The organism is Mycobacterium sp. (genome assembly GCF_036490025.1).
In the GTDB taxonomy this organism is placed as follows: Bacteria; Actinomycetota; Actinomycetes; order Mycobacteriales; family Mycobacteriaceae; genus Mycobacterium.
Genome location: NZ_DASXEP010000126.1, coordinates 18004 through 39882, shown reverse-complemented (window position 1 = coordinate 39882; position 21879 = coordinate 18004). Strand labels below are relative to the sequence as shown.

Genomic DNA, 21879 nt, shown 5'->3' with positions numbered 1-21879 from the left:
GCTCACTGCGATCGAGGAAGGCCGCGAGCTGTGGCGGCGGGTTCAGGCTGCGGTGTCGGTGCTACTAGGCGGCAACGCCGGCGAGGTCGCGTTCGCGATCATCGGCGCCGCCATCACCGGCAATTCGCCGCTCAACACCCGCCAGCTGCTGTTGGTGAACATCTTCACCGACGCGCTGCCTGCCGCGGCCCTGGCGGTCAGCAAGCCGAGCGGACCGGTGCAGACCGAAGGACGCGGCCCCGACGAGCAGGCGCTGTGGCGCGCCGTCGCGATCCGCGGCGCCACCACCGCGGCGGCGGCGACGGCCGCGTGGGCGATGGCCGGGGTCACCGGACGGCCGCAACGGGCGTCAACGGTGGCGCTGGTCGCCCTGGTGTCAGCGCAGTTGGGTCAGACTCTGCTCGAGTCACACACTCCGCTGGTCGTGTTGACCGCGGGCGGCTCGCTGGCCGTGATGGGAACGCTGATCAGCATCCCCGGCGTCAGCCAACTGCTTGGCTGTACGCCGTTGGGCCCGCTCGCCTGGGGGCAGGCGCTGGGCTCAGCCGGGGCGGCGACCGCCGCGGTGGCCGTCGCCACCCGGGCCTTCGCCGATAAGCGTCCCTTGGAGCTGGAGGCCGGCGATCCGACTCCGACCGAGTCGCCACGACATCCACAGCGCCGAAGCGCCACAGAACGGCGTACAACTGGGTCAACGGAACAGTCAGAAGGTCAGCCACAGCTCCGCTTAGTGGGTCGGCGAGAGCGTCAGTCGTCGACATACCTTCGACGGTGACCGCATCATCAGTCACAACGGCAACGCTTGAGTTACTGAAAGGCAAATGATGGTCGAAAAGGTAAAGTCGCGCCGCGGTACTTCCCAGGCAGATGCCGTCGCTCATATGCGGGAAGGTGAGACGTTCGCGGTCAACCTGCCGGTTTTCGGGCAGGTGCAGATTCCACGGCCGGAGCAGCTTGCCTATTACACCGGTTTGGCGGCGTTAGCCGCGTTCGAGCTCATCGATTGGCCGGTCGCGGTCGTCATCGCGGCGGGTCACCTACTGGCCAGCAATCATCACAACAAGCTCCTCGAGGAGCTCGGCGAGGCCATTGAGGACGCCGGGTAGAAGTTCCGACCTCAGCCCGCGCCGTTCTGCAGCACTCGGCGGGCGGCCTCGGCGTCGTGGTGGATCGGCATACACATCAGCTCGGCCACCCGGTACATGAAGCTGTCCGGCGCCAGCACGATGACGATCGCATCCTCCGCGAGCAGGCGATCCAACGCCGCGAACCCGGCACTGTCGAGGTATTTGATGCTGCTCAGCTGAAGAATGATCGGCCGCGCGACCGGCAGGTCCAGTAGCGATCGGGTGAACACGTGGACATTGGACGCGTCGACTTCGCCCATGACCGTCACCTCGCCGGACGTTGCGACGCCGTCGCTCTCGGTGACGTGCAGCTCGAATTCCGCCCGGCTCATGTTTTCAGGCCCTCCACCAGACCGGATTCCGAAAGAACGGCGCCCTCAAAACTCAACGTGATTCTGGTGCCGCCCGGGCTGCGCGCTGTCTTCACGTGGTCGGCGAGGCCGTTGATCATGGTGAGCCCGCGTCCACGCCGATGGCTGCGTTGGCTGGCCGACGAATCGCCCGACCACTGACCGGCGTCGCTGACCGTCGCGGTGACGGTGTGGCCGCGCACAAAAGCTTCGACGGAAACCGTCATGCTCGCGTCGGCGCCGCTGCCATGCTCGATCGCGTTGGTCACCGCCTCCCCGGTGGCGAGCAGGATGTCGCATTCACGACGCGGATCGACGTCGACGCGGGAAAGCCAGTCGCGCAACCGATGTCGCGCCTCGACGATGCAGTCCAGCGAGGCAGGCACCACAGTGGCGAAGCTGCGGGCCGCGCGATGGCATGGCCGCAAAGCCAACAACACGACGTCGTCGGTGTACCCGCCGGGCGGGGTCATCCGTTCGAGCAACTCGTCGCACAGGTCCCCGACCGGAAGATCTGCCCGGTATGCCGCCGCACCCTGCAGCCGGGTGAAGCCCTCGTCGAGCGACTCCCCCGGCCGCTCGATCAGTCCGTCGGTGTAGAGCAGAATCACGCTGCCCGCCGGTAATTCGTGCACGGCGGTGTTCTGCTCGAGCGGGCTTTCCCAGGCCGCGACCGGGGGACGCCGACCGCCTGACAAGAACACCGGCGGCTCCTCCGGGCTCACCAGCAGGGGATAGGGATGTCCCGCACAGGAATAGCTCATGCGGGCGGTGCCGTCTCGGGTTTCGAAGTCCGAGCCGGTATCGATCACCGCGTAGCTGACCGTCGCGCAGCGTGCACCCGCGACTGTCGCCGCGTACCGGTCCAAGGTGGTCAGGACTGCGCCCGGGTCGGCATCGGTCAGCGCGCTGGCCGCCACCGCCGCCCGCAGCCTGCTCATCGCGATCGCGGCCGGCAGGCCGTGTCCGACGACGTCGCCGACAGATATACAAACCTGGCCCTGGTGCTTCAGCGGCACCGTCAGATACCAGTCACCACCGACCCGCATCGCCTCGCCGCCAGGTTGATAGACCGCGGCGACGACCGCCGCGGTCGACCCGTGGTCGAGATCGAGCAGATGGTCTTGGAAGTCGACGGCGATCCGATGTTCGCGCGCAGCGTTGCGGATACGCTCGACGGCCGACTGGGTGGCCTTGACAACTTGTGCGGCCCAGTCGAGTTCAGCGGGATCGAATTCGCGCGCTGTCGGCCACAGCATTCCCAGCGAACCGATGACCTTCCCGTCCGGACCGCGCAGCGGCTGGCTGATGCAGGCCCGCACCGTGTGCAGCGTTTCGCCCACGACATGCCGGTAGCGCGAGCTGAGACTCAGCGTGTCCGTGATGATCATTGGTTGACCGGTTCTGACGACGTCGACTGGCACGATCGGGGTGTCCATTGACGCTACGTGGTAGCGATCGCGCATCTCCGGCGGCACCGGACCGCCGTATTCGAACCGGAGGTTTTTGCCTTCGGCGTCGAGCAACCCCAGGCAGATGACCGGTGGATCACCGGCGTCGAATGCGCAACCCTGCAGCGCATCGACGATTGCGACGTCCGACCCGGCGGCCTGTAGAGCCGCATCGAGCTGCGCGAAATCCAGGGCCTGCCGCGCGCGGGCGTCACTGGATCGCCGACTGGCCCGTTCTCGCGCGGCGGCCGACAATCGCGCCGCGACGCGATCGATTAAATCCTTGGAGCTGAACGGCTTTGGCAGGTAGTCGTCGGCCCCGCCGGAGAAGCCCTCGCTGACCGCTTCGGCGCCCGCCCGCGCCGACAGCATCAGCACCGGGGTCGCCGCCAGCACCGGGTCGGCGCGAATGGCTTCGACGAACTCGAAGCCGTCCAGCCGGGGCATCATCACATCGGTAACGACGGCGTCCGGGCGAAGCTTGCGCGCAGCTTCGATGCCTTCTTGCCCGTCGGCGACCAGGACCGTCCGCCAATGAGCCGACAGCACCTGCTCCAGATGCGCACGCATGTCAGCGTTGTCGTCGGCGATCAGCACCAGCTCCCGCGTGTCCGACACCGGCGCCGCACCCGCCGTCGACGCCGGACGCGATGTCACCCACTCGTCCGCCTCGACAACGTAGGAACTCTCCAGAAGCCCGGCGGGTGAATGATCGACGGGCCTGCCGTCCGCCGACCGGGGCAACCCGATGGTGACCGTCGTGCCGTGCCCTAGTTCACTGGCGAATTCAATGGTGCCGTGCTGCAACTCGACCAGCCCGCGCACCAACGACAAGCCGATTCCGGTGCCTTCGACACTGCGCCCTTGGGCACTGTCGGCGCGGAAGAACCGTTCACCCAGCCGCTTCAGGTCCGCTTCGCCGACGCCGACGCCGCTGTCGCGAATCACGATGCGGCACAAGGTCGAATCGATGTTCACCGTGACCGTGATCGAGCCGCTCAGGGTGTACTTCACCGCGTTCGACAGCAGGTTCAGCACGATGGTTTCCCACATGCCCGGGTCGATATCGGCCAGTGCCCGGTGGCAGTCGAGCACCAGTTCGAGCCCGGCGCGCTGGCACAGTTCGGAGAACGACGACGCGATGTCCGACGTCAGTGCGCCGACGTCGGTGCAGCGCAAGTCGGCGGTGGCACGACCGGCTTCGATGCGGGAGAAGTCCAGCAGCGAATCAACCAGCCGTTGCAGCCGTCCCACGTTACGTCGTGCGGTACCAAGCCGATTCGTCAGCACGCTGTTCGGGCCGCTCTCCGACAACGCATCGTCGAGCGGGCCGAGTAACAGCGTGAGCGGAGTGCGGAACTCGTGGCTGACGTTGGTCAGGAAGGCCGTCTTCGCGTGGTCGAGTTCGGCCAGCGCATCCGCCCGCTGGCGCTGCTGCTCGTAGGAGACCGCCGACGCCATCGCCGAGGACAACTGGTCGGCAAGCAACTGGCAGAAACCGATGTACTGGTCGTCCAGCGGGCAGCGCGGATTCGTTCCGACCAGCAGAGCCCCGGCAGCCGGGCCTTCACCCAACGGCAGTAGTAACGCCTGGTCGGGACAGTCACCGGCCAACAGATCGTGGATGCCATCGATCCTTGCCGCGACGTCGTCGATGACCTGCATCTCCGACCGCGTCCGCGGAACCGCCTCAGATTTGGTCAACCTCGCCAGCGTCGGCGGCAACAACGGCAGCACCGACGCGGTGGCCCCGCGCAGCGTCACGTCAGCCGTCTCGGGATCACCGATGTAGGCGGCCACGAACGGCACATCGGCGGGTTGCTCAGCGCACACCGCGACGGTGGCATTCGCCGCATCGTCAATCGTGTTGGTATCCATCAGGGCTGAGGCCACCGCGTTGAGCAGGTGCAGCCGGCGCTCGCTCAGCACCCGTTCGGTTGTTTCGAACGACGGGCAGAAGATCCCATAGGTCTTGCCGTCGTCGCCGATCAGTGGGCTGTAGGTGAAGGTGAAGTACCGCTCCCGACGGCGGCCCGCGGTCACCATCGGCAGCATCAAATCGTAGGACCATGTCGCCTCGCCGGACTTGATGACACTGGCAAGCATCGGGCTGATCCGCTGCCAGATATCCCACCAGGCGTACTGGCCGCGCCGGCCCAGCGCCTCGGGGTGCTTGTCGCCCAGGATCTGGATGTAGGCGTCGTTGTAGACCAGGAACAGGTCTTCGGCGCCCAGCCACAACACGATGGGAAAGCGCGACGTCAACACCAGCGCGACCGCGGAGCGCACTTCGGGCTGCCAGGACTGCGGCGGGCCCAACGGATGAGACGTCCAGTCGAATTCAGCGAACAACCGGCCCATGGTCCCGCCCAGTGCAACAGCTGCGGCGAGGTCAGGTGGTAGCGCCTGAGGTTCGCGTGGCCAGCCGCGACGATGCTCTCCGCTCACGACCCCTGCTCGGAATCACGGCCTTCCAGTGCATCGGGCAATGTCGGGTAGAGGTCGAGCAGGCTGTCCAGGTTCGTCACCTCGATCGGACGAACCACCAGACCATTGTCGGCGACCAGCCGAACCGACGTCCCGGCCCGAAGACCTTGCTTGTGGCAATCCAGCACGGCGTTCAGCCCGGCACTGCCGAAGTACGTCACGCCTTGCAAATCGACGATGAGCAATCGAGAAGCTTGGCTTTCGGCTTCCCGCAGCGCCGACTCCAGCCGTGACCTGAGCTCGCCGGCGGTGCTGGAATCGATCTCCCCGGTGGCATGCACCAGCACAGCCTCTGGTCGAACCTCGGAGTCGACCACCAACAGTTCCATCGCGTTCACCCAATTCGACGCACTCAATTCGAGCCTATCTGGCAGCGCGCCTAGCCGGTGGATTCAACCGGAATACGCTGATGCACCGTTAACAGCAGATGGTCGAAGGCGCTTTGGGTCTCTGCCGACGGCGGTGGCAGCTTGGCATTTTCGATGATGAGCTGCTTTGCCAGCGAGCGCAGCTTGGTGTTGGTCTCCTGTGATCGCCACCGCAGCACGCCGAAGGCCTGCTCAGGGCTGACCCGGTAGACAGCCATCAGGACGCCTTTAGCCTGCTCGATCACCGCACGTGCCTCGAACAAGTCGGGCAGGGCCTCGTCGAGGGCGACCTGTCGGGTCTCGACGAAGGTCGCCGTGAGGTCGAGGTAGTAACCCGCGGTTCCGACCACCACACCGGCGTTGTCGGACACCCGGTCGGCCACCACGATCGCGTCGTGCACGGTGCCGGCGGTGTCGATGAAGCGGTGACGGCTCGAGAACGAGCCCTTCGACAGCAGCGCCCGGTCGAGCAGGTCCTGCACATGACCCCGGTCGTCGGGATGATTGTGCGACATCAGCAGCTCGGTCGTCGGCTCGACCGTCCCGGGTTCGTAGCCGTGCATCCGGGCCAGCTCGTCTGACCATTCCCAGCGCTGGCCGACAAACCAGAATCGGAAGGCGCCGACGCCCGGTTTGTCGGCGTCGATCGCCGGCCACCGGGCAGGCCAGGCATCCGTGCCGATGGTTGTGTCGGCGACCTCTCGCACCGTGCACATCTTTCCACCGTTGGCATCGCTTGCCTACCGATTGGACACGAGTTGATCAGGCCGGCGCGCGTCCATGGAACGGCAGGTGCACAGCATCGCCCGGCTGCGCTAGCGTGGGGAGCGCACGATACTGCTGGACAACAACACGGGAGCGCACGCCCGGTGCGCTGAGAGGACGGCTCGGGGCCGTCGACCGTACGAACCTGACCGGGTAATGCCGACGTAGGGAGTGACAAATGACCGATGTAGCAGTCGAGCCGTCCGTGACCACCGGTCCGATCGCCGGCAGTACCAAGGTCTACCGAGACCTACAAGGCCCCGCCGGCCACAATCTTCACGTCCCGTTCCGCCGGGTGAATCTGTCCAATGGCGAGCACCTGGACCTTTACGACACCTCCGGGCCCTACACCGATCCCGACGCGGTGATCGACGTGACGACCGGGCTACCGGGACGCCCGGGCGTGGTCCGCGATCGCGGCAGCCAGCTGCAGCGGGCCCGCGCCGGCGAGATCACCGCCGAGATGGCCTTCATCGCCGCACGCGAACAGATGCCGGCCGAGCTGGTTCGCGACGAAGTCGCCCGTGGCCGCGCGGTGATCCCGGCCAACCACAACCATCCCGAGAGCGAGCCGATGATCATCGGTAAGGCCTTCGCGGTCAAGGTCAACGCCAACATCGGCAACTCGGCGGTGACGTCGTCGATCGCCGAAGAGGTCGACAAGATGGTGTGGGCCACCCGCTGGGGCGCGGACACCATCATGGATCTGTCCACCGGCAAGGACATCCACGCCACCCGCGAGTGGATCCTGCGCAACTCACCGGTGCCGGTGGGCACGGTGCCGATCTATCAGGCTCTGGAGAAAGTCAACGGCGACCCGACGCTGCTGACGTGGGAGATGTACCGCGACACCGTGATCGAGCAATGCGAGCAGGGCGTCGACTACATGACCGTGCACGCCGGTGTGCTGCTGCGGTACGTGCCGCTGACCGCCAAGCGGGTGACCGGGATCGTGTCCCGCGGCGGCTCGATCATGGCCGCATGGTGCCTGGCGCATCATCGAGAATCCTTCCTGTACACAAACTTTGAAGAACTCTGCGACATTTTCGCCCGCTACGACGTGACGTTCTCACTCGGTGACGGGCTGCGGCCGGGATCGATTGCCGACGCCAACGACGCCGCTCAGTTCGCCGAGCTTCGCACGCTGGGCGAGCTCACCAAGATCGCGAAAGCCCATGGTGCACAGGTGATGATCGAAGGACCGGGACACGTCCCGATGCACAAGATCGTCGAGAACGTGCGGCTGGAAGAGGAGTTGTGCGAGGAAGCTCCGTTCTACACGCTGGGGCCGCTGGCCACCGACATCGCTCCGGCTTACGACCACATCACCTCGGCGATCGGCGCGGCGATCATCGCTCAGGCCGGTACCGCGATGCTGTGCTACGTCACTCCCAAAGAGCACCTGGGCCTGCCGGACCGCAAGGATGTCAAGGACGGCGTGATCGCCTACAAGATCGCCGCCCACGCCGGTGATCTGGCCAAGGGTCATCCGCATGCGCAGGAGCGCGACGACGCGCTTTCGACGGCGCGGTTCGAGTTCCGCTGGCACGACCAGTTCGCGCTGTCGCTGGATCCCGACACCGCACGGGAGTACCACGACGAGACGCTGCCGGCCGAACCGGCCAAGACCGCACACTTCTGCTCGATGTGCGGGCCGAAGTTCTGCTCGATGCGCATCACGCAGGATGTCCGGGAGTACGCGGCCAAGCACGGACTCGACAGCGAGGAAGCCATCGAGGCAGCCATGGCGGAGAAGTCGGTCGAGTTCGCCGAGCACGGCAACCGGGTGTATCTGCCGCTCGCCCAACAGTGAGTTATCTGCCGCTGGCGCCGTCGGGTACGACGCCGCTGCGGGTGCTGACAATCGCCGGATCCGACTCCGGTGGCGGCGCGGGTATGCAGGCCGATCTGCGCACCTGCACCCTGTTAGGGGTGCACGCCCTCTGCGCGGTGACCGCGGTGACGGTGCAGAACTCGGTGGGCGTGAAGGGCTTTCACAAAATCCCACCCGAGGTGATCGCCGCGCAGATCGAGGTCGTGTGTCACGACATCGGGCTACAGGCCGCCAAGACCGGGATGCTCGCGTCGTCCGAGATCATCGAGGTGGTCGCGCTGAGTTGGCGCGAGCATGGCGGCGGTGTGCCACTGGTCGTCGATCCGGTGAGCGCATCGATGCACGGCGACCCGCTGCTCGATGATGCCGCGCTGAATTGCCTTCGTGCCGAACTATTTCCACTGGCCACATTGGTGACGCCCAATCTGCACGAGGTGCGACTGCTGGTCGACATCGACGTCGTCGACTCGAAGACTCAGGCCGACGCGGCTCGCGCCCTGCACGCGCTGGGCCCGAAATGGGCAATGGTCAAAGGCGGACACCTGCGCGGGTCGGCCGACAGCACCGATTTATTGTTTGACGGCAACGAGTTTCACGTGTTCGAGTCGTCGCGGGTGGATACCACCCACGACCATGGAGCCGGCGACACATTGGCGGCCGCGACGGCCTGCGCGCTGGCTCACGGCTACACCGTGCCCGATGCGGTCTCGTTCGCCAAAGGTTGGGTGACCGAATGTCTGCAGGCCTCCTATCCGCTCGGGCACGGTCACGGCCCGGTGTCGCCGCTGTTCAGCCTGTTACCATGACCGGTCTCGAGCAGATCGCGGGCATCAGCCATGAGCCCGAACACGCTCCGAGCGGTGTCGTGGTGCTGACGCACGGGGCCGGCGGCGACAGGGAATCGCCACTGCTGCACAAGCTTTGCGACGAGTGGGCCCGACGCGGCTGGCTTGCGGTCCGCTACAACCTGCCGTACCGACGGCGACGACCCAAGGGTCCGCCGTCGGGTTCGGCGGCCACCGACCGCGCCGGCATCGCCGAGGCCGTCACCGTCTGCCGTGAACTGGTCGACGGTCCGCTGATCGCCGGCGGTCATTCCTACGGCGGCCGGCTGACGTCGATGGTGGTGGCCGCCCAGCAAGCACAGGTCGACGTGCTGACGCTGTTCTCCTATCCGGTGCATCCGCCCGGTAAGCCCGAGCGCGCCCGCACCGAACACCTGCCCGACATCGCGGTGCCGACGGTGTTCACCCACGGCACCTCGGACCCGTTCGGCACTCTCGACGAGCTGCGCGACGCCGCGGCGTTGATTCCCGCGCCGACCCAGATCGTCGAGATCGCCGGCGCGCGACATGACCTCGGCTCCAAGACGCTCGACGTCCCCGGCCTGGCCGCGGCCGCGGCGCTACGACTGCTCGGCCGCGATTAACTCAGGGACCGATGCCAGGACTGGGCCGGCGGCATCCCGAACGATGTCAGACGCGATCTCGGCGAGCTTGACATTGGCGGCTTGCGACCTTCGACGGAGGATGTCGAAAGCGTCGTCGTCCGATACCTCGTCGCGGATCATCAACATCCCGACAGCCTTACCGATTGCGCGGTTGCTGGTGAGCCCGCGTCGCAGCGTTTCCGCTTCTTCGCGGTGCGCTGCAGCGTTGGTAGCCATCGTCGCGAACGCTCCCAACACGATGGCGCCGTCGAGCGACGAGTCGTCGAACACGTTGGGCGCATCGGAGAACAAGTTGAGCGCAGCGACTTTGGACCTGTCTACGGGCACGCGAACACTCAGCGCACCGCGCACCGGCGTTTCGGCGACCACGCGGGCGGCCAGCCCCGCCCACCGACCGCCTGCCCTGAGATCCGAATCGAGTTGAGCGGCGCCTTCCTGAAAGGCATCGAGGCACGGCCCGATGTTCAGCGTCAGTTCGAGATTGTCGATCTGACGCGCGATGGCATCGCTGACAGCGACCGTTCGGTAGGAGGGGCCGTCCCGGCAGACCATCAGACTCGCGTGGTCGCATCCGGGGACAATCAGGGTTGCCGCTACGCATATCGCGGCATATACCTCTTTCGGTGTCGAACCTTGCTGGACGATGTCGGCCAGCGACGCGAACACGCGTGCCGAATCGGCACTCCCGCAAGACAACACGGCGCTCTCCCTTTCGTGCGAGGCGGTCGATGGGCGGCAGCGGGCTCACGCCTCGTGCTGCCGCCCATCGAGCGGTCAAGCGTTGACTACCTCGTGGGTGCGGGGACCATCGTTGAGGGCTTGATGCCCGCCTCGACGACCGACGGCGATCTTGCGTGGTTTAGCCTTCTCGGACACCGGAATTCGTAGTCGTAGCACGCCCTCGTCATAGGACGCATCGATCCGGTCGGTATCGAGATTCTCGCCCAGAACAAGCTGCCGGCTGAACACACCGCGCGGTCGCTCGGTCGCCAACATGTCGCGGTCCGGGTCAACGGCCGGTCGCTCGGCGCGAACCGTCACCACGTTGCGCTCGATGTCGAGGTCAAGCGATTCCTGGTCAATGCCGGGAAGATCGAACTCCACGAAGAACGCATCGCCTTCACGCCAGGCGTCCATCGGCATTACTGCGGGGCGGGCAGCTGTGCCCAGCGCCTGCTGGGCGAAACGATCCAGCTCCCGGAACGGGTCGGTACGCATCAGCATGGTGGTCACCTCTGATCTCCAATCCTCTGAAAAATTCCACCTATAATCTGTGTCTGATGACACGGATTTCATATAGCATGTCGAAGGCGATTCCACAAGTGTGATACAAAGATTTCCTGTATGTCCAACCGAGGATGATTTCGATGACCGATCGACCCGACGCCCCCGGCATGCCAGGCGCGAACCAGGGGGTCTATGGGATCTCAGTAGCCGCCGAACTGTCCGGCATCGCGGTGCAGTCACTACGCCTCTACGAGCGCTGTGGCCTGCTCAGCCCTACCCGCAGCGACGGCGGCACCCGCCTGTACAGCGCCGACGACCTGGCTCGCCTCCGCCGCATTAGCGAATTACTCAGCGCCGGCGTCAATCTCGCCGGCATCGGCCAGATTTTGCAACTTCAAGACGACAACGCGGCCTTGCTCGGCGACAACCGCGCCATGGGCGGGCGGCCGAAGAAGAAAACCAAGTCCGATTAAGCGCCCGATATCATCAATCCGACACGCGTCAACTACTAACTTACTCTGAAGTAAGGTATGGTCATTTCATGAGTGCGGAGCACTTCGAGGTCCTGATCGTCGGGGCCGGCTTCGGCGGCATCGGCGCGGCGATCCAGCTCAAACGCCTCGGCTACGACAACATCGCCATCCTGGACCGCGAGGACGACTTGGGCGGTACCTGGCATGTGAATCGCTATCCGGGCCTGGCCGTGGACATCCCGTCGACCTCCTATTCCTACTGGTTCGAGCCCAACCCGTCCTGGTCGCAGGTGTTCGCGCCGGGCCCGGAAGTCAACCAGTACGCCCATCAGGTCGCCGACAAGTACGACGTGCGCCGTCACATGCGCTTCAACACGACGGTGGAAGCCGCCCGCTGGGACGAGGAGGCGCAGCTGTGGCGAGTAGCGCTGGCCGGCGGTGACACGCTGACCACCCGGTTGCTGATCACCGCCACCGGCTTCTTGTCCCAGCCGCACATGCCGGACATCCCGGGCATCGCCGGCTTCGGCGGCAAGGTCGTGCACACCACCGCATGGGACGACAGCTACGACTTCGCCGGTCGTCGGGTCGGGTTGATCGGTACCGGGGCCACCGCAATCCAACTCATCCCCGAATTGAGCAAGACCGTCGCCGATCTGACGGTGTATCAGCGCACCGCGATCTGGGTGGCACCCAAGCTGAACTTCCGGATTGCCCCGCTCATGCAACGGCTGTTCGCCCGCATCCCATTCACCCAGCGGGTGCTGCGGTGGGTGAGCGACAACCTGCTCGAGTTCATGACGCTCACCGCCGTGCTGAATTACCGGTACTTTCGGCGGCTGGCCATCGCGGGCATGGACATATGCAAGCTTCACCGATTCGTGTCGATTCGGGATAAAGAGCTGCGCCGCAAGCTAACACCCGACTATGACCTCGGATGTAAGCGGCCGAGCTGGTCCAACGATTACTACCGCAGCTTCACCAAACCGCACGTGCACCTGGAAAACGGCGGCATAGCCCGGATCGAGCCCGACGGCATCGTCACTAATGACGGGCAGAAGGCCACAATCGACACCCTGGTGCTGGCCACCGGCTTCGATCTGTGGGACGCCAACTTCCCGGCCATCGAGGTGATCGGCCGAGAAGGCCGAAACCTGGGAAAGTGGTGGCGGGAGAACAGGTTCCAGGCCTACCAGGGTGTGTCGATTCCGTATTTCCCGAACTACCTGAGCCTGGCCAGCCCGTATTCTTTCTCCGGCCTGTCCTTCTTCAACACCATGGAATGCCAGATGCGGCACATGGACAGATTGCTGGGCGAGGTGAAGCGCAGGGGCGCAACCTCTTTCGAGGTCACCGAGGAAGCCAACGCCCGCTTCCTGGACCGGATGACCAAACACCTGGACAGCTCGGTGTTCTACGCGGGTGACTGTGCCACGTCGCGGTCGTACTACTTCAACCAGAGCGGCGAGGCGAGCCTGCTGCGACCCACATCGGTACGCAACGCCGTGCGGGACAGCTCCCGGTTCCCGCTGAGCGATTACGCAATCAGCTGATGGCGGGCGGGCGATGCTATCCGGCACTCCCAAAAAGTGTCGCATCCATCAGTTTTCGCACACACGCCTGCGGATAGGCGGAGTTGTCGGCCGAGTCCTGGTAATGCACCAGCCGGCCCACGTCGACCACCAAGGCCATCGCCGCGTGCACCAGAACACGCGCCTGCGTCTCGGTGAGTTCCGGGCGCGCCGCAGCCAGCAGCCGCATCCAGGCGTCAATCGTTGAACGCTGCACGCTGCGCAGCAATTCCTGGTCCACCCGTGTCAGGTTCACGCGTTCGGTGTAGTAGATCGCAGCCAGTTCCGGGTTGGCGAACGAGGTCGCCACGTACGCCTCGATGAGAAGGGTAAGCATGTGGGCTGGCTCGGCCAACCCGGTCAGGATGGCCGACAGGCGGCCCGACACCCGATCGGCCGCGCGCCGTAGCCCGGTCGCGAGAATGTCGCACTTGCCGGGAAAGTATCGGTAGATTCCCGACACCGGAATGCCGACAGCCGAGGCGATCTCCGCCATGCTGGTCGCGGGATAGCCCTTGGCGTTGAACAACACCATCGACGCTTGCAGCAGGGCTTCATACACCCCGGTATCGGATTCGAAGATCCGCCACGAGGCCGGCCGGTCCAAGGTATCCGCCGGTGCGGGCAGGTCGACGCCGAGTACGGCTGAGCCGGCGCCGGCCAGTAGCGCGCGGACCTCGTCGACCGGCAGCTGAATCCGGTGGTCGACGGTGCTTCCGATCACGCTGAGCAGCCCCGACGACAGCATCCAGCGGTGCGACGAGCTCAAGGTCGGTCGAATCACGATGAGCGGCCGCTGGATTCGCCGATTGACCAGGCGCAGTTGATCGCCCAGCGCGGACTTATCTTCGCCATGCAGATAGCGGGCTTGCCATCGGTACAGGCCGCCGGACTCGCGGTTGGCCAGCGTCACCTCCACCAGCGCCTCGACCAGTCGATTCAGCGTCTCAGCCGGGTCGCCTTCGGCGGCGTCGGCGAAATCGGTGCAGTCGACCAATTGCTGGCCAAGGGCCAGCACCGCGTCGCGGAACAGTTCGTACTTGCTGGCATGGTGCCGGTACAGCGCCGCCGCGGAAATCCCGACCTTGGTCGCGATGGCTTCCATGCTCACGGCGTGGTAGCCCTGCGCGCTGAACGCCTCCGCGGATGCCCGGGCGATCTGATCCTTGCGATCCTTGGGCCGTCGGCGTACGACGGGCTGGGCTCGCGCTGTCGTCACCGCCTCACCCTAGCGTGCAGATTGGTGCCAAAAAAACCTACCGCCGAGTCAGAATCATCATTAACATAACGGATGCTGGACGTGCTTGCACAGTGCTGACGAGCCGCCAGATCGGATACGACGACGATGAGGGCCGTGTCGGAGGTAGCCAAGGATGTTGGAGACAATTCGCCGTATCCTCGGCTTCCAGCTGACGATCGCGCAGCTGATCGCGCTTGGATTGATCCTCGGCACACCGTATTTAGTGGTGGGCGCAATCTGGTCGATGACGCACACCGCACACCTGGTGCACATGCACGGCGCCGATCTGGTGGTGTCGTTCCTCGGCTCGATCGTGTCCTGGCCGGTGCTGCTGTTCTCGGACGTCTGCATGACATGAACGCTGACACGGTGAGAACGTCGTCGATACCCGAGTTCACATATCTCGCCCTGCAGTCCGATCAGAAGGGAGACCGGTGAGCAATCGTCAGGTAGTGCTCGGCGTCCTGGGGGCCGCGCTGATCGTGGCCGGACTGCTGGCACTGTGGTTTCCGGTGCACTTGAGTCAGTACGACCAGTGGGGAATGCAGATCAGCTGCGGCAGAGGCTTCAACGCGAGCCTGTCGCAGACGTCGGAGGTCAACGACGCCGGTCTTGTCGGCCAATGCGGGACAGCGCTGCTGGTGCGCCGCCTCTGGGCCATCCCGACCGCGGTCATCGGCTGGGTGTTGCTGACCGTCATCGTGACAATTTGGGTCCGCTGCACCCCGACCGCCGCGGAAGAGAGCACGCGTTTCTGGGAACTGCGCGGCGACGCCACCTAGAATCTGAACAGCCCAAACTGTTCAGTCTGGCCTGTCTAATGTATGGTGGAGTTCGTGGACGGGATCAGCGAGTCGGCAGCGGCCGCCGCACGGGATCTGCGGGTGATGTTCAGCCGATTGCGCCGCCAACTCAAGGACGTCACGACCGGTGGCGGTCTGACACCCTCGCAGACCGCGGTGCTCACCCGGTTGTGGAAAGAAGGCGCATCGTCGACCAGCGCGCTGGCCGCCGCCGAGCGGGTGCGGCCGCAGTCGATGGCGACGATACTGGCGGGACTCGGCCAGCATGGCCTCATTCGGCGCGCGGCCGACCCTGATGACGGTCGGCGACAGATGATTTCACTCACCGCCGCTGGTCGGCGCCGCGCCGAAAGCGACCGGCAAGTCCGCGGGGAATGGCTGGCCCGTTCCATGCAAGAGCGCTACTCGGAGCGGGAACGCCGCGTCATCAATGACGCGTTGACTCTGCTTCAGCGCTTGACCGATTAACGAAGGGAACTACCAATGGAATTGGGCATACACTTCATCGACTTTCTGCCGGGCGACCCGGCCCGGTTGGCCCCGACCCTGTTGTCGACCGCCACGGCCGCCGAAGACATCGGTGCGACGATGTTCACGCTGGCGGATCACTTCTTCCAGATGGAAGGTGTTGGGCGCGCTGAGGATCCGTTCTTGGAGGGCTACACCTCGCTGGGCTATCTGGCAGGCCGGACCACCAGCATCACCCTGGCGCTACTGGTCACCGGAGTCACCTACCGGCATCCGGGGCTGCTCGCCAAGACGGTGACGACTCTCGATGTGCTCTCGCAGGGGCGGTCGATGTTCGGTATCGGCGCCGCCTGGTACGAACGTGAGCATGTCGCCCTGGGAGTACCGTATCCGCCATTGCGTGACCGGTTCGAGATGCTCGAGGAGACGCTGCAGGTCTGTCTGCAGATGTGGGGCGAGGACAACGGGCCCTACGACGGCAAGCACTACCAGCTGGCCGAGACGATCTGCGAGCCTCAGCCGATTCGGCGGCCGCCGATCCTCATCGGTGGTGGCGGTGAGAAGAAGACCCTGCGGCTCGTCGCGCAGTACGCCGACGTCTGGAACTCCACTGACGCCGAGATCGACGTCCTCACGCACAAGATCGACGTGCTGACACGTCACTGCGAGACGGTCGGCCGCGACGTCGCCGAGATCCGCAAAACCGTTGGCTTCTTCGAAGACCCGTTCGCCGATGTCGACGGATACCTCAACAGGCTCGAGCGCTTCGCCGAACTCGGCGTCGACATGATCAACACGGGTCCGGTGCCGGGTACACCGGATCCGGTCGGCTTCGTGCGGCGCTTCGGCGACGAAGTGATGCCAAGGCTGTCTGAGATCGGTTGATTCGCAGCCGATTCAGTGGCTGGAAATGATCCGGGCACGCTCTGCGGTGTATTCAGCTTCGGAGATGGCGCCGCTGGCCCGCAGGTTCTCGATCTCCTGTAGTCGTTGCGACGTCGACGCGGGCGGCGTGGACGGGACGGGCACAGCGCCGTCGTGCTGCCAGTGCCGGATCGTGGAGCTTGAGCCGTCACCGAAGTTGAGCAATCCCAATCGCAACAACAGAATCAGCACGCCGATACCGGCGGCCGGCAGGCCGAAGTAGAGCGTCCAACCGCCGGACAGGCCGAACTGACTCAGCACGGCAAAGCGCACGACGAGCGATGAAGCGAAAAGCGCGGCTATCGCTCCGGCCAATAGGACTACGGGTTTGTTGAGGTTGTTCATGATGTTCCTTGTGTCTGGATGCTTGATGGATTCACGACCGGTGCCGCCCGGCCACCGAATGCCGCTGGGGCGACACCGGTGGCCGGACCGGCACTAGGGGCAAGTGACGTCGAGTTCGAACAACTTGTTCACCGGGCCTGCCATCGGGTTGGACATGTCCACACCGGTGGCGGTACCGCTGATCTTGTAGGCGTTCCCGTCCTTGGTGGCCTTGGCCTTGCCGGTGGTACCGCCCACCCCCAGCGATACCCCGTTGACGTTGCCGAGCGCAACCGATGTGACGACGGGCGGACTGGCATCGGTCAGCACGGCGCCGATGCCGGTGGGGACCCCGACCGAACCCGACCCGCCGATGGCGATGTTGACAGCGCCGCCGGCGGTGGTGCAGGCAACCTGCCCCTTGACGTTTTGATCCTTACCGTCGACGAGCACTTTGGTGTTCGATGCGCCGGCCGGGGCTACAGCGGCATTGCCGACGCTGACGGCCCTGTCGTGCGAACAGCCCACCACCGCCGCACCGATGATCGCCGCGGCGCCTGCCGTGATCATGATTTCGCGTTTCATTACTGGACTCCTTGTCTATGTTCCTGATGTGATGCGTCATCACAGTGCGGCAGCGGGCTTTATGAATCCTTAATGCGGACCTGGCCTGCTGCGGCTAGCGGTCGGAGTCGGTCGACATATCCACGAACATGGACTGCAGCCCGATGCGGCCCGGGCCGGTGAATCGGTTGAATACGAGATTGCCTGTCCCGCCGAATATTCCGGTGCGAAGACCGAATACCTGCGGGCTCATCTGCACACTCTCGTCGCGGTAGATCCAACTCCCCGGCTCCACATCGATCTGCTCCCCAGGTGCGAGAACCTTCTCGAAGACATTGCCGTAGCCGTGCAACCACACGACTCCCTCGGACTGCGTCGCGGCGAACCGATCAACAAAGAAGCCGGTCGACCCGAACAGCATGTTTCCGACCCCCTTCTGCCGGACGAAGCCATACTCCAAGTTCCCGGTGGCTGCCAGGTATTGGTGCTCACGGACCTGGACGGCAGCACCCGGGCGCAAATGCAGCGGGAATACGTGCCCGGCGCCGTCTCGGGAAAATGCAACCTGCCCCGGCCCGCGGGCCTCGGTCAACAGCAGTTGCATCCCGGCGATCATCCGCTTGAGCGCACCCGTGCCTCGAAGGCTGATGGCGAGGGCCGGGTCCTTCCACAAAATCACATGGTGCTCGAAGAACACCGGCACGCTTCCGTCGAGCCAAATGTGCAGCACTGGCACCAATTCGCCGTCGATGCGGTAGAACACACCGGGCGCGCGCCCGTCCGCGACGGTGGTCGGTAGCAGCTGCGGCGGCTCGGGTCGATAGGTATTGCTCATCTTCGTGCTCCCTTGTAGGCATCCGGAATGACAGCGTCCGACGAAGGGCTGAACGGATCCTAAGTAGCCGGCTACGGGGAGAGACGAGGTTTGGTCTCGAGGATGAATTCCTGGTCGCCGATGCGAATGCGATCGCCCTCGTGCAACTCGGCGCTGGGATCGATTTGTTGGCCGCGGACACGGACCCCGTTGGCCGAGCCCAGGTCGGTGATCAGGAATGTCTTGCCGTCGTCGGTGATGACCGCGTGATGGCGGCTGACTTTGGCGTCGGGCAGCACGATGTCGTTATCGGGGTTACGACCGATCCGGGTGGCCGTGCCGATCAACGCATAGCGCTGTCCATCAGCGCCACGGAGGGCAGCCGCGGCGGGTCGTCGAGCCCGAATTGCGTTGTCGGACCCCGCGACGATGGTGTCTTCGGCATGGGATTGCGCGATCTTGCGCACGTCCAGCGGCTCTTGGCGCAGAATCCGCTCGTGCAATTCACGTATCGTCCATCCCGGGTCGATGCCCAGATCTTCAGCGAGCAGCGTCTTCAACCGAAGGTACGCATCCAGAGCGTCTGATTGGCGATCGGCCAAGTAGTACGCGATAATCAGCTGCGCCCACAACGGCTCTCGGTAGCCGTGCGTGGCGGTCAGCGCCTCGAGTTCACCGATCACGGCATGCGGCCGCCCGCAAGCGATTTCGGCCTCTGCATGAGCGATGTGGACCAGGACCTTCTCCTCGTCGAGTGCGACGGAAAGGGTCTCGACGAATTGGAAGTCGCGCAGGTCCTCGAGTACTGGTCCACGCCACTGGGCCAGCGCGGCCGCAAGGTGCCGACTGGCGTGCTCGAACTGCGCGGCGGCCGCGGCCTGCACTCCGGCGTTCTTTTCGGTGACGAACCGGCCGAAGTCGTATTGATCGTCACGGATGGACAGCTGATATCCCGGCGGCGTGCTGGCCAGGACCGCACGGTCGATACCGACACCACTCATCAACCGCCGCAGATTGGAGATATAGGCATGCAGAGTGGCTCGCGCTCCCTGCGGCGGCCGCTGATCCCAGGCGGCGCTTATCAGCGTGTCGACGCCCACCGGTCGGTTCGCATTGACAATCAACACCGCCAGCACTACCCGCTGCTTCGGAGTGCCCAGCGGCACCGCAGCGCCCCCGAAGCACATCTGCACCGGACCCAAAACCCCGAATTGGACGGTGTCGGCGCCCGTCTCGTCGTCAGGTCCGGTCGGTGACGAAGCCACAAAGCCCCGCCCCGTCCCCAAGCCCTCGGCCATCATGACGTTTCTGCGCTCACCAGGTTCGCCGGCTAAACAACAGCAGCATAGCTCGGGGATCGGGATGAATTGATCATGCTGTGCAAACCGCCAGCCTAGGATTTGCCCATGCCGGTGTCAGTGGGCGAAGTGTTCGCGGGGTTCACGATCCTGCGCGTGCTCGGCGCCGGAGGCATGGGCACGGTGTATTTGGCCGCGCATCCACGATTACCGCGCCAGGACGCACTGAAGGTCTTGCCGGCGCAGTGGACGGCGGATCCGCAGTATCGGGGCCGGTTTCTGCGTGAGGCCGACCTGTCGGCGAGCTTGTCGCATCCGAACATCCTGGGTGTCCATGACCGCGGTGAATACGACGGTCAATTGTGGATCTCGATGGACTATGTCGGGGGCACAGACACGTCCCGGCTGTTGCGAGAGCACCATCCCGATGGCCTGCCCGCCCGGCAAGCGCTGGAGATCGTCACCGCCGTGGCTTCGGCGTTGGATTACGCGCATCAACGGGGGCTGTTACACCGCGATGTGAAACCGGCCAACATCTTGCTGGATCCACTGGCGCAACGAATTTTCCTGGCCGACTTCGGTATCGCGCGCCTTATCGATGACCCGGCCGGGTTGACCGCGACGAATATGGCGCTCGGCACGATGGCGTACGCGGCGCCCGAGCAGCTCAGGGGTGAGCCGCTCGACGGGCGGACCGATCAATACGCGCTGGCATGCACCGCCTTTGACTTGTTGACCGGCAGCCCACCGTACGTCGATTCCAACCCCGCCGTGATCATCACCAAACACGTTGCTGCGCCGATTCCTTCGCTAGGAGAACGCCGTCGCGAATTGGCGCTGCTGGATCCGGTATTGGCCCGGGCCTTGGCCAAGGCACCCGCCGACCGGTTTGCCAGCTGCCAGGACTTCGCCAGGGAATTGAATTACCTGCTCAGCCCGCCGTCCGGTCAGGTTCACCGATCTCCGCCACCGCCGCCACCGAGCCGTCATGCGCCGGCGTCCACCCTGATGACCGTCTCACGCGGTGTTTCGCGGCCGAAATTGCTTGCCTCGCTTGCTGTTACCACGCTACTGCTCGTTGCTGCGGCGGTGTTTGCGGGCGTGACACTCGTGCAGCGCCATGATCGGCCCGGCCCAACGCCATCAGCCGCCACCGCGGCCAGCGCCCATACGTTCTCCGGCACCTATCGGGCCGACTATGGTCCGGGCACCGATCTCGAAGGTAAACCGGTTGCAGGTGCTCCGCCGATGACCGGCACCTGGGACGTGCGCTCGACATGCGGCGCGGGCGGCTGCGTCGCGACGGCGTCCTACATCGGCGGCAGCGGAATCGTGCTGGTGTCCAACTTGGTGTTCGACGAGGTGGGCGGCAGTTGGGTCGCCGTGGGGCTCGGCTCGACGTCGTGCAATGACGCTCCGGTCGAAGTCTGGGTGGTGTTCACCCTGCAACCGCAGCCCGACGGCACCCTGTCCGGCGAAACCACCAGGTCCACGACGAACAGCTGCAGCGCCGCGAAGCGCACCGTAACCTTCACCCGCACTGGCGATCCCGACGTCTCGAAAGTTCCCGATCCGGCTGCCTTACCGCCGCGCGCGGCGTCGCCGTCCACAGCCTTACGCGGCCGCTACCACGAAACAATCACCTACGCGAGCGGGGGTTCTGCGCCGGGACAAGACGATCTCACCGTCCGTACCGTGTGTCTGCGCACCGGCGACCGGTGTATGAGCCTGTTCCACGCAATCGACGGAGTGGTGCCACTGGTGTTCAGCGGTGGCAAGTGGACCCGTGACGACGAGGGCACCGTGCCCTGCAATCTCGGCGGGACCGTGCACATCAAACTCAGCGCCGAGTACCCGTTGCCCGACCCGCTGCAAGATCCGATCCCGCTGCTCACCGGACACGGGCATAATGTTACGACTGAAAGTACTTGCGCCGGAGGCGATTTCGAAGACAAGTTCGAGCGTACCGGCGACTGACCGGGCGTTAAGGATTCATTCAGCGCCGCTGCTTAGCGTGATCACCATGAACACCAATCCGAAGCGTATCTTCGCCGCTGCACTGCTGTCCGGTGGCATTGCGGTCGCCGGTTTGGGAGCGGCTGCGGCGACTGCACAAGCTCAGCCCGGGGACAACTTCTCCCAACCGCACCAATGGTGCCCAGGACAACCGTTACCGATGGACGACGTCCACTGGGACACCAACATCTGCCACACCTGGTACTGGGTCCCCGTCGGCGGAATGGGCAATGCCGGCCAATTCGTGTGGGACGGGGCTACTCCGCCACCGCACGGTCCGCCGCCCTGCTACGGCGCTCCGATCTGTCTGCCCGGGCTGTAGGCG

24 protein-coding genes, 1 pseudogene and 1 riboswitch are annotated in these 21879 nt (G+C 64.9%); of the genes and pseudogenes, 13 read left to right on the top strand and 12 right to left on the bottom strand.

The window, feature by feature from the left end; genetic code table 11:
* A partial coding sequence (locus VGG53_RS13375; protein WP_414688963.1) for a cation transporting ATPase C-terminal domain-containing protein occupies positions 1-775 on the top strand: 775 nt, incomplete at its 5' end.
* Here VGG53_RS13375 and VGG53_RS24040 read toward each other — a convergent pair.
* Positions 687-881, bottom strand: a pseudogene (locus VGG53_RS24040) (hypothetical protein); the annotation flags it as partial. The gene VGG53_RS13375 and the pseudogene VGG53_RS24040 sit on opposite strands and share 89 nt — an antisense overlap.
* Here VGG53_RS24040 and VGG53_RS13365 point away from each other — a divergent pair.
* Entirely contained in the window at positions 822-1106 is a 285-nt protein-coding gene (locus VGG53_RS13365; RefSeq protein ID WP_331518536.1) for a hypothetical protein, read from the top strand. The pseudogene VGG53_RS24040 and the gene VGG53_RS13365 overlap by 60 nt on opposite strands.
* An 11-nt stretch (positions 1107-1117) precedes the next feature.
* On the opposite strand, the gene VGG53_RS13360 is transcribed toward VGG53_RS13365, so the two are convergent.
* Genes VGG53_RS13360 through VGG53_RS13345 form a run of 4 tightly spaced genes read right to left on the bottom strand, consistent with a single transcriptional unit; the run spans position 1118 to position 6499 of the window.
* Positions 1118-1459, bottom strand: coding sequence for an STAS domain-containing protein (locus VGG53_RS13360; RefSeq protein WP_331518535.1), 342 nt, complete (start codon positions 1457-1459; stop codon positions 1118-1120).
* Positions 1456-5376 (bottom strand): SpoIIE family protein phosphatase, encoded by a 3921-nt coding sequence (locus VGG53_RS13355; protein ID WP_331518534.1) that lies wholly within the window; start codon positions 5374-5376, stop codon positions 1456-1458. The genes VGG53_RS13360 and VGG53_RS13355 overlap by 4 nt, the downstream gene beginning before the upstream one ends.
* The gene (locus tag VGG53_RS13350; RefSeq protein WP_331518533.1) at positions 5373-5744 is read right to left on the bottom strand and encodes an STAS domain-containing protein; all 372 of its coding nucleotides are present in this window, start codon (positions 5742-5744) and stop codon (positions 5373-5375) included. Before VGG53_RS13350 ends, VGG53_RS13355 begins: the two co-directional genes overlap by 4 nt.
* 50 nt (positions 5745-5794) lie before the next feature.
* Positions 5795-6499, bottom strand: coding sequence for a PAS and ANTAR domain-containing protein (locus tag VGG53_RS13345; protein WP_331518532.1), 705 nt, complete (start codon positions 6497-6499; stop codon positions 5795-5797).
* 126 nt (positions 6500-6625) lie between these two features.
* Positions 6626-6736, top strand: a riboswitch (TPP riboswitch).
* On the opposite strand from VGG53_RS13345, the gene thiC reads away from it, so the two are divergent.
* From thiC to VGG53_RS13330, 3 genes are all read left to right on the top strand, one after another.
* On the top strand, positions 6727-8361 hold the full coding sequence (gene thiC, locus VGG53_RS13340; protein WP_331518531.1) for a phosphomethylpyrimidine synthase ThiC: 1635 nt from the start codon (positions 6727-6729) through the stop codon (positions 8359-8361). It overlaps the preceding riboswitch by 10 nt.
* Positions 8358-9188, top strand: a complete 831-nt coding sequence (gene thiD, locus VGG53_RS13335; protein WP_331518530.1) for a bifunctional hydroxymethylpyrimidine kinase/phosphomethylpyrimidine kinase — start codon at positions 8358-8360, stop codon at positions 9186-9188. The genes thiC and thiD overlap by 4 nt, the downstream gene beginning before the upstream one ends.
* A complete protein-coding gene (locus VGG53_RS13330; protein ID WP_331518529.1) occupies positions 9185-9811 on the top strand; it encodes an alpha/beta family hydrolase in 627 nt (208 codons plus the stop codon). The genes thiD and VGG53_RS13330 overlap by 4 nt, the downstream gene beginning before the upstream one ends.
* Here VGG53_RS13330 and VGG53_RS13325 read toward each other — a convergent pair.
* Together VGG53_RS13325 and VGG53_RS13320 are read right to left on the bottom strand one after the other, a co-directional pair.
* On the bottom strand, positions 9788-10531 hold the full coding sequence (locus VGG53_RS13325; RefSeq protein WP_331518528.1) for an ANTAR domain-containing protein: 744 nt from the start codon (positions 10529-10531) through the stop codon (positions 9788-9790). The two genes, VGG53_RS13330 and VGG53_RS13325, sit on opposite strands and share 24 nt — an antisense overlap.
* A gap of 75 nt (positions 10532-10606) precedes the next feature.
* Positions 10607-11056 carry an HSP20 family small heat-shock protein gene (locus VGG53_RS13320; RefSeq protein WP_331518539.1) on the bottom strand — a complete coding sequence of 150 codons (450 nt, stop codon included), beginning with the start codon at positions 11054-11056 and terminating at the stop codon, positions 10607-10609.
* Between the two features lie 143 nt (positions 11057-11199).
* Here VGG53_RS13320 and VGG53_RS13315 point away from each other — a divergent pair, with 143 nt between their 5' ends.
* Together VGG53_RS13315 and VGG53_RS13310 are read left to right on the top strand one after the other, a co-directional pair.
* Complete coding sequence (locus VGG53_RS13315) at positions 11200-11532, top strand: helix-turn-helix transcriptional regulator (protein WP_331518527.1); 333 nt, start codon at positions 11200-11202, stop codon at positions 11530-11532.
* Between the two features lie 68 nt (positions 11533-11600).
* Complete coding sequence (locus tag VGG53_RS13310) at positions 11601-13085, top strand: NAD(P)/FAD-dependent oxidoreductase (protein ID WP_331518526.1); 1485 nt, start codon at positions 11601-11603, stop codon at positions 13083-13085.
* Between the two features lie 16 nt (positions 13086-13101).
* On the opposite strand, the gene VGG53_RS13305 is transcribed toward VGG53_RS13310, so the two are convergent.
* The gene (locus VGG53_RS13305) at positions 13102-14322 is read right to left on the bottom strand and encodes a TetR/AcrR family transcriptional regulator (protein WP_331518525.1); all 1221 of its coding nucleotides are present in this window, start codon (positions 14320-14322) and stop codon (positions 13102-13104) included.
* 154 nt (positions 14323-14476) lie between these two features.
* Here VGG53_RS13305 and VGG53_RS13300 point away from each other — a divergent pair, with 154 nt between their 5' ends.
* The 4 genes from VGG53_RS13300 (at position 14477) to VGG53_RS13285 (ending at position 16499) form a co-directional block, all read left to right on the top strand.
* The gene (locus tag VGG53_RS13300) at positions 14477-14701 is read left to right on the top strand and encodes a hypothetical protein (RefSeq protein WP_331518524.1); all 225 of its coding nucleotides are present in this window, start codon (positions 14477-14479) and stop codon (positions 14699-14701) included.
* Between the two features lie 76 nt (positions 14702-14777).
* Complete coding sequence (locus VGG53_RS13295; RefSeq protein WP_331518523.1) at positions 14778-15125, top strand: hypothetical protein; 348 nt, start codon at positions 14778-14780, stop codon at positions 15123-15125.
* A gap of 54 nt (positions 15126-15179) precedes the next feature.
* Positions 15180-15614: a MarR family winged helix-turn-helix transcriptional regulator gene (locus VGG53_RS13290; RefSeq protein ID WP_331518538.1), complete on the top strand. Its 435-nt coding sequence runs from the start codon at positions 15180-15182 to the stop codon at positions 15612-15614.
* Positions 15615-15629: 15 nt separating this feature from the next.
* On the top strand, positions 15630-16499 hold the full coding sequence (locus VGG53_RS13285; protein WP_331518522.1) for an LLM class F420-dependent oxidoreductase: 870 nt from the start codon (positions 15630-15632) through the stop codon (positions 16497-16499).
* A 12-nt stretch (positions 16500-16511) separates the two neighbouring features.
* On the opposite strand, the gene VGG53_RS13280 is transcribed toward VGG53_RS13285, so the two are convergent.
* From VGG53_RS13280 to VGG53_RS13265, 4 genes are all read right to left on the bottom strand, one after another.
* On the bottom strand, positions 16512-16883 hold the full coding sequence (locus tag VGG53_RS13280; protein ID WP_331518521.1) for an SHOCT domain-containing protein: 372 nt from the start codon (positions 16881-16883) through the stop codon (positions 16512-16514).
* Between the two features lie 93 nt (positions 16884-16976).
* Positions 16977-17447, bottom strand: coding sequence for a lipoprotein LpqH (locus tag VGG53_RS13275; protein ID WP_331518520.1), 471 nt, complete (start codon positions 17445-17447; stop codon positions 16977-16979).
* Between the two features lie 94 nt (positions 17448-17541).
* Positions 17542-18261 (bottom strand): AIM24 family protein, encoded by a 720-nt coding sequence (locus VGG53_RS13270; protein WP_331518519.1) that lies wholly within the window; start codon positions 18259-18261, stop codon positions 17542-17544.
* Positions 18262-18332: 71 nt separating this feature from the next.
* Positions 18333-19427 carry a BTAD domain-containing putative transcriptional regulator gene (locus VGG53_RS13265; protein ID WP_331518537.1) on the bottom strand — a complete coding sequence of 365 codons (1095 nt, stop codon included), beginning with the start codon at positions 19425-19427 and terminating at the stop codon, positions 18333-18335.
* Positions 19428-19646: 219 nt separating this feature from the next.
* On the opposite strand from VGG53_RS13265, the gene VGG53_RS24035 reads away from it, so the two are divergent.
* Together VGG53_RS24035 and VGG53_RS13255 are read left to right on the top strand one after the other, a co-directional pair.
* A complete protein-coding gene (locus tag VGG53_RS24035) occupies positions 19647-21515 on the top strand; it encodes a serine/threonine-protein kinase (RefSeq protein ID WP_414688962.1) in 1869 nt (622 codons plus the stop codon).
* Positions 21516-21561: 46 nt separating this feature from the next.
* Positions 21562-21876 carry a hypothetical protein gene (locus tag VGG53_RS13255; RefSeq protein WP_331518518.1) on the top strand — a complete coding sequence of 105 codons (315 nt, stop codon included), beginning with the start codon at positions 21562-21564 and terminating at the stop codon, positions 21874-21876.
* Positions 21877-21879 lie beyond the last annotated feature (3 nt).